Origin of the sequence: Weissella confusa, assembly GCF_004766315.1 — a bacterium.
Taxonomy (GTDB): Bacteria; Bacillota; Bacilli; order Lactobacillales; family Lactobacillaceae; genus Weissella; species Weissella confusa_A.
This window is the reverse complement of sequence record NZ_PVSN01000045.1, coordinates 1-4181: the sequence shown is the minus strand read 5'-3', so window position 1 is coordinate 4181 and position 4181 is coordinate 1. Positions and strand designations below refer to the sequence as shown.

The 4181-nt window shown below is 42.9% G+C and carries 3 protein-coding genes; all 3 read left to right on the top strand.

What is annotated here, in order from left to right; genetic code table 11:
- Positions 1-831: 831 nt before the first annotated feature.
- The 3 genes from C6P11_RS06840 to C6P11_RS06830 all read left to right on the top strand — a co-directional run bounded on the left by C6P11_RS06840 (position 832) and on the right by C6P11_RS06830 (position 3948).
- Positions 832-2361 carry a hypothetical protein gene (locus C6P11_RS06840; RefSeq protein WP_135519780.1) on the top strand — a complete coding sequence of 510 codons (1530 nt, stop codon included), beginning with the start codon at positions 832-834 and terminating at the stop codon, positions 2359-2361.
- 161 nt (positions 2362-2522) lie between these two features.
- Complete coding sequence (map, locus tag C6P11_RS06835; protein WP_135519778.1) at positions 2523-3305, top strand: type I methionyl aminopeptidase; 783 nt, start codon at positions 2523-2525, stop codon at positions 3303-3305.
- A 13-nt stretch (positions 3306-3318) separates the two neighbouring features.
- Entirely contained in the window at positions 3319-3948 is a 630-nt protein-coding gene (locus tag C6P11_RS06830) for a sugar transferase (protein WP_210114228.1), read from the top strand.
- The last annotated feature ends 233 nt before the right edge of the window (positions 3949-4181 follow it).

Sequence of the window (4181 nt, the reverse complement as noted above, 5' to 3'; positions counted from 1 at the left end):
ACTGCAATCGAAGATTATTCAGACGAATACATTGAACAAATGGTTGAGCAAATTAATAGCCGACCTCGAAAGCTTTTCGGCTGGAGATCGGCTAAAGAATATTATTTATCTCAAGTGTTCCGGTTGAATTGACAATTCACCTTGATAAAAAGTTTAAATTCGCTTTACTTACGGCTCCTTTTTGGTTGAATGTAGGCATTTTGGTAGTTGCAGTTCCGGCACAAGATGTTAGATACTTTGTTATGAACTACTTTGCATTGATACCATTTGTCATGCTTCTGGCTAATTCTAACAGCAAAAAAAGAGTTATTGGGTGATGTGTTAAATACTGTGGGCTGGTTTGCTTGACTTGACGAAAGTGGTTAGTCACTAAAATGGTTTATTTAGAATAATATACGCTCAGATAGTATTGGGAGTAATTAAAACTGGATTGTTGAACAAGATCCGGTAAATATTACATGGATATTTTAGAACCGAACCTTCGACTATACCGGTAACAAAAAAGCAGTTTTAATCGGAGGTTTTTACGATGCTTCACCCGATAACGGTGGTTACTATTGGTGCGAGAAGGGTAATCCATATATGGAATTCTCCTTCTGCATGTGCACACACTATCGATTCGTTGGCGGTGTTCGTGTAGAAGTTCAGGTTACCTTTCATCACGTAATCATTAATTAATTTTTGAGACTGGAATCGACTTGATTCCAGTTTTTTGTTTTTTATGGGGTAGAAATCCCCTTATTCCATTGCACACTTTACTTACTTTTGCTACATTTTATTACTGTGTAATAAAGTTGACATGTTTTGTTACATGTCGGGAAAGGGTTATAAATGAGGTTTGTTGAGAAGGCAAAAACCAACATTGTGTGGATAGGGATAATTGTGTTGGTGGCGCTATTTGCGTTGTATGCCAGTCCGTTGAGTAAGGGGAATGTGTGGGTAGATACGAATGCCATGCTTGAAGTGGGGCGTGCATGGACACACGGCTACATGCCATACCGCGATGTCTTTGAACAGCGTGGTCCATTGATGTTTTTCTACTTTTTCGTGGCCAACGTGATTAGTGAACATGGTTACATCGGATTGTTCGTCGTCGAGGTTTTGAATTTGATTGGGATTTGGGTCGTGGTGACTAAGTTGCTAAACAAAGTCACGAGTCCAGTTCTTAATAAAACATTAGCGACTTTTCTTGTCGCTGCCTTTGTACTAAGTCGAGCTTTTGAATACGGGGGATCACCGGAGGAGTTTGCAACGTTCTGGACGTTACTGGGAATTTTGATGGCTTATCGGTTCCTAGATGCGGATCGAACAGCGCAAATCATCCGTTTGGGTGCTGGCTTCGGACTGGCCATCGCTGCGGTGTTCCTGATTAAGTACACATTGCTTGGTGCGTTGATTGGTGTAACGTTGGTTGTTGGATTGGTTGGGATTGCTCGCCGATTCAAGAAGCTGTTGATCTTTGGCGTGACCGCACTCGGCGTGTTTGCTGTCATTAATGGGGTCGTGTTGACGATTTTGCATTTCTTGGGAGATGCAAGGGCGTTTATCAACGTCTACTTTATTACTAATATGAAGGCTTACAGTGAAACTGTGACGTTCAGTCAGCGACTAGACTATTTCAAAGCAGCAGGTTCAGGACTTTGGGAGTCGTACGCAGTGTTGCTTATTATTGCAGTTGTAGCGGTTCTGGCATTGATTGATCGCAAGAAGTTTGACCGATTGTCAGCAATGACGCTTGTCGCTGGAGCTGTTGCTTTCATCATCACTTATGGTGTCGGTCGCTTTGACGACTATTCATTTTTGGTGCTTCTTGCCTTGCTAATGCTATTGGTTGTGCAAGGCGCTGGGTTAGCGCTTGCAAAGCGTTATGTTTCAATTCCTGCAGTGGCCTTGGTAACACTTTCAGTTGCGGTAGTGAATCCATTCGTTGGTAAAGAGCCATATATCTGGACGAACCAGGTTAATGCTTCAAAGGTGATGGGAGATTACATCAGTCAGCAACCGGGTCGCAAATCATTGATTTATGCCAACTTTATTGACGACGGTGTTGAACGTTATGCAAACGTTGACGTTGCCGGTAAGTTCAAGTTCTTTGAACAAACGAATATTCCGGGTAACAAGTTCCCTGATCAAGCCAACGGTCTTGCGGATGCCATTAACAACGCCAAGCCTGATTTCATTGCGTACAGCTTGAATTGGGGTGGGGCAAAGCCAGCAGATTTGAGCAGTCGCCGTGACATTTTGAGCCACATTTCACCGCAGGTTTTGCAGAACTATCGTTTGGTGAAGGTTGCAGCATCATATGCGCCAACTGAACAAAGCGGGGACCACATTCAAATGGCATTGCTTGAACGAAAATAATAACTGATGGTCACATGAAAATGTGGCCTTTTTTTGATGAGTTGGCACGCATTTTTGAAAACACTGCAATAATGTGATTTTTGCGCTATACTATCAATATGTGTAATTCTGAAGACATTCAGGATGAATGATATATTTACGAATAAAAGAAGGAATTCAAGATGATTACTATTAAGTCAGATCGCGAAATTGAAGGCATGAAGGCCTCTGGTGCCATCATCGCTGGCATGCACAAGGGATTGCGCGACATTATCAAGCCAGGTATTTCTACTTGGGAAATTGAAGAATTTGGCCGTAAGTACATCGAAGACCACGGCGCACGCGCTGCTCAAATCGGTTTTGAAGGCTTCGAATTTGCGACGACTGTTTCAGTTAACAATGAAGTTGCCCACGGTTTCCCTCGCAAGGGATTGATTTTGAAGGATGGGGACTTGATTAAGGTTGACACAGTTGTTGATCTTGATGGTTACTACTCAGACTCAGCCTGGACTTACGCTGTTGGTGAGGTTTCACCTGAGATCAAGCGTTTGATGGACGTGACATTGAAGGCATTGTACTTGGGTATCGACCAAGCGGTTGTTGGTAACCGTATCGGTGATATCGGTGCAGCTATTGATACCTACGTTACTGACGAGAATGGTTTCGGAAACGTGCGCGAATACATCGGTCACGGTATCCAACCAACGATGCACGAAGAGCCAGCGGTACCAGCATACGGTGTCGCCGGTCACGGTTTGCGTTTGAAGCCTGGTATGACGATTACGATCGAGCCAATGGTTAACGTTGGTGGTTGGAAGGTTGATACGTCTGAAGAAGATGGTTGGACTGTTACGACTGAAGACGGTTCATGGTCAGCGCAATACGAGCACACAATCGCCATTACTAATGACGGACCAAAGATCTTGACGAGTCAAGATCCTGAATTCGATGCAAAGTACTTGTAATAAGGGAGCGCTTATGACGAAGCAAAGTAAGAGTTATTTATTCGCCAAGCGTTTTTTGGATATTTCAACTGCGTTGTTTGCATTGGTGATTTTTTCACCAATCTTCTTGGTGATTTCTTTGTTCTACCTGTTCGGTGATAACAAAGGACCAGTTTTCTATCAGCAACGTCGCATCGGTCAAAACCACGAAGAATTCGGAATTTACAAGTTCCGTTCAATGGTCGTGAATGCCGAAGAGAAGTTGTACGCTGACAAGGACTTGTACGCCAAGTTTGTTGAAAATGGATACAAGTTGCCAACTGAAGAAGATCCACGTATCACAAAGTTTGGTGCGTTTATTCGTAAGACATCATTGGACGAATTACCACAATTCATTAACATTTTGATTGGTGACATGAGTATCATCGGTCCACGCCCAGTTGTTGAGCGTGAACTAGTGGAATACGGTGATCGCGTTGATGAATTCTTGTCAGTTAAGCCTGGCGCGATGGGCTTGTGGCAAGCAAGTGGACGAAGTGAGATTCAATACCCAGAACGTGCCGACCTTGAGATTTCATATGTCGAGCATGCTAACTTGTGGTTTGATTTTAAAATTTTGTTTATGACAGTACTCGCCATCTTTAAGGGTGACGGGGCAATGTAGTAGAATGACGGCTTCGAAACTGGAGTCGTCATTTTGCGTCTGTGGGTCATTTTCTATCTGGAATTTATGGCGCGAAAAAAATTCAAATAATAAACCAATCTTGTTTAAACCCGGATTATTCATGCACTAAATTTTTAACCACAGCTAAATCAGTAAAATACGATAAATCACCTTGAAACTGCCAGTACCTTGGCACGGTTTCAGGGTGTTTTTTTCGATTGGGCGTTTTTTGA